This window comes from Saccharopolyspora sp. NPDC002686, from assembly GCF_040295745.1.
GTDB lineage: Bacteria > Actinomycetota > Actinomycetes > Mycobacteriales > Pseudonocardiaceae > Saccharopolyspora > Saccharopolyspora oryzae.
Genome location: NZ_JBEOVY010000555.1, coordinates 1 through 3134, shown reverse-complemented (window position 1 = coordinate 3134; position 3134 = coordinate 1). Strand labels below are relative to the sequence as shown.

Here is a 3134-nt window from a genome sequence, read left to right as displayed (position 1 = left end):
CGACATGGCGATGGCCTCGTTGAAGTGGACCACCTCGGAGGGCTGCGGGACGACCCCGGCCAAGCTCGCGGTGAACTTCACCGCCTCCGACGACTCGAACCACCCGGCCTACCTCGAGACGCTGTTCGCAGCCGGGTTGCTCGGTGCGATCTTCGTACCGCTCAACGCCCGGCTCGCCGCACCCGAAGTGGAGTACGCGCTGCGCGACTCGGGCGCCGCAGTGCTCATCCACTCCCCAGCGCTCGACGAGGTCGCGCGGTCCGCCGCCGGTTCGGCGACCCGCGTGGCGCTCGACGACGCCGGCTACGAGGCGCTGATCGCAGACGCCGACTCGTCCCGCATCGACGAGCCGGTGTCCCACGACGATCCGTGCTTCATCATGTACACCTCCGGAACGACCGGCCGCCCCAAGGGGGTGGTCCTCACCCACGGCAACATCGTGTTCTCCGTGATGAACGCCGTCATCGACCTCGACCTGGACAGCCACGAGGCGGCGCTGGTGTGCGCACCGCTCTTCCACACCGCCGCCCTGGACTTCGTGGCGCTGCCTACGCTGCTCAAGGGCGGAAACGTGGTCATCGAGGAGGGCTTCGAACCGGGCCGCGTCCTCCAGGTGCTGGAACGCGAGCGGATCACCTACACCTTCGGCGTGCCGACCATGTTCGACGCGCTCAGCACCCACCCCGCCTGGGAGACCACCGACCTGACGTCGATCCGGCGGGTGATCGTTGCCGCGGCCCCCGTCCCACCGCGCACGCTGCGCACCTACACCGGGCGCGGCATCAAGATCTGCCAGGGCTACGGCCTGACCGAGACCGGCCCGGGCGCGCTGATCCTCACGCCGGACGACGTCGAGCGCAAACTCGGCACGGCCGGGGTCCCGCACTTCTTCACCGACGTCCGGATCGTCGATGCCGACGGGCGCGAGGTGGGCCCCGGCGAACGCGGCGAAATCCAGATCTGCGGCCCCAACGTCATGCGCGAGTACTGGAACCGGCCGGACGCCACCGACGACGCCTTCACCGACGGCCGGTGGCTGCGCTCCGGCGACATCGGAGTCGCGGACGCCGACGGGTTCGTCACCGTCGTGGACCGCCTCAAAGACATGATCATCTCCGGGGGCGAGAACATCTACCCCGCCGAGGTCGAGGCGGCGATCCTCGACATGCCGGGCGTCACCGGCTGCGCGGTCTTCGGTGTGCCGCACGAGAAGTGGGGCGAGGCGGGATGCGCAGCCGTCGCGCTGGACGACGGCTACGACCTCGACCACGAACGGCTCGTCGCGTTCCTCGCGCCCCGACTGGCCAAGTACAAGATCCCCAGAACGCTCGTCGTGGTCGACGAAATCCCCCGCAACGCCACCGGAAAGATCCGCAAGGACGAGCTCCGGCGCCTGTTCGCCTGAACCACCTCCACTCGGATCACGTTCGAAGGAGTCCCATGTCCGCTGCCGATGCGGCCGAGCACCTCTCGGCACCCGAACGCGCCGAGGAAGCGCGCCGAGTCGTGCTGTCGAGCTACCTCGGCAGCACCCTCGAGTACTACGACTTCCTGCTCTACGGCACCGCCGCCTCGCTCGTGTTCGGTCCGGTGTTCTTCTCCGACCTCCCGCCCGCCGCCGGCACGATCGCGTCGCTCGGCACCTTCGCGGCCGGGTACCTGGCCCGACCTGTCGGCGGAATCCTCTTCGGGCACTTCGGCGATCGGGCCGGGCGGAAGGCGATGCTCATCCTCGCCATGACCGTCATGGGCGTCGCGTCCGTCCTCATCGGCCTCGTTCCGCCCGCCTCGGTCATCGGCCCGTGGGCAGCGATCATCCTCGTCACCTTGCGGGTGCTCCAAGGCGTTGCCATCGGGGGCGAATGGGGCGGCGCCGCGCTCATGGCCCTCGAACATGCTGAACCGAGGCGCCGGGGCTACATGGCCGCGTTCACCAACGCCGGCGCCCCCACCGGCGCCGTGCTCGGCACGCTCGTGATGACGCTGTTCGCGCTGCTGCCCGAAGACGAATTCATGCTCTGGGGCTGGCGCATCCCGTTCCTGCTCTCAGCCGTCATGCTCGCGATCGGTCTCTTCGTGCGCAACAAGGTCTCGGAAAGCCCCGTCTTCCGAGCCGCCGCCGAACGTGCCGATGCCGAGCGCGCCGAGAGCAAGAAGGACGTCCTGCCGATCGCCGGGGTGCTGCGGCGCCCCAAGGTCGTGTTGCTGGCCGCGGTCGCGTGCCTGGCCAGCTTCGCCCTGCAGACCGCGTTCACCACGTTCGGAATCACCTACGCCGTCGACCACGGCACGCCGAAACCGGATGCCCTGCTGGGCTTCGCGATCGGCCAGTTCTTCGCGATCTTCTTCATCCTCGGTTACGCCCGGCTCTCCGACAGGTTCGGCCGGCGCCCGGTGATGCTCTTCGGCCTCGGCGCGATGATCGTGCTGGTCTTCCCGACCCTCCAGCTGCTCGCGACGGGGAGTTTCACCGCTGTCGCCTTCGCTTTCACGCTCTTCACGTTCTGCCACGGCGCTACGTACGGACCGATGGCCGCCTACATCTCCGAGCAGTTCGGCACCCGCACCCGCTACACCGGCGCCTCGCTCGGCTACCAACTCGCCACCCTGCTCGGCGGCGGGTTCACGCCGGTCATCCTGGCTTCCCTGGCCGCAACCTCCGGCAACTCGGTCATCCCCGTGGGCGGTTTCATCATCGCACTGGGCATCCTCAGCGGCGTTGCCCTCCTCGCCACCCGCGAGACCAAGGACAACGACCTGACCGCTGTCCAGTAGTCCCACCGGCTTCACGCGCTCAACTCGAGGAGTTTCCTGCCGGTGCTCGTGGTGACGAGCAGCTTGGCCACCTGGTCGCGGGGAATCGAGGACGCGCCGGACAGCCGGGCCTCCCCGGTGGGGGTTCGCGACCACGTGGCGGCCTGGTCCATGCGGCCGTCGCTGGCCACCACCCACGCCACGAAGCGGTCGTCGGGCGGCAGGTCCTCCACGTGCAGGGACACCGCAGTCCCCCACGGACGGCTTTCCAACTTGCCGTGCCCGTGCGAGGTCACACCGACCGCGGCCACCAGGTCGGCGCCCTGCGGTGACCAGGAGGCCGCGGCCATGCCGCCGAGCGCTCCCGCACCGAGCAGGAC

3 protein-coding genes are annotated in these 3134 nt (G+C 69.3%); 2 read left to right on the top strand and 1 reads right to left on the bottom strand.

Features of this window, described 5'->3' with window-relative positions; translation table 11 throughout:
* Nucleotides 1-1405, top strand: a 1405-nt coding sequence (locus ABTZ89_RS37475; RefSeq protein WP_351053966.1) for an acyl-CoA synthetase, incomplete at its 5' end; no start/stop codon positions are given.
* A 35-nt stretch (nt 1406-1440) separates the two neighbouring features.
* The gene (locus ABTZ89_RS37470) at nt 1441-2775 is read left to right on the top strand and encodes an MFS transporter (RefSeq protein WP_351053963.1); all 1335 of its coding nucleotides are present in this window, start codon (nt 1441-1443) and stop codon (nt 2773-2775) included.
* An 11-nt stretch (nt 2776-2786) separates the two neighbouring features.
* Here the strand turns inward: ABTZ89_RS37470 and ABTZ89_RS37465 are convergent.
* Nucleotides 2787-3134, bottom strand: a 348-nt coding sequence (locus ABTZ89_RS37465; protein WP_351053960.1) for a hypothetical protein, incomplete at its 5' end; no start/stop codon positions are given.

What these genes read in the sequence shown, in the direction of transcription:
- ABTZ89_RS37470 (WP_351053963.1), top strand. Translation starts at nt 1,441, where the DNA reads ATGTCCGCTGCCGATGCGGCCGAGCACCTCTCGGCACCCGAACGCGCC.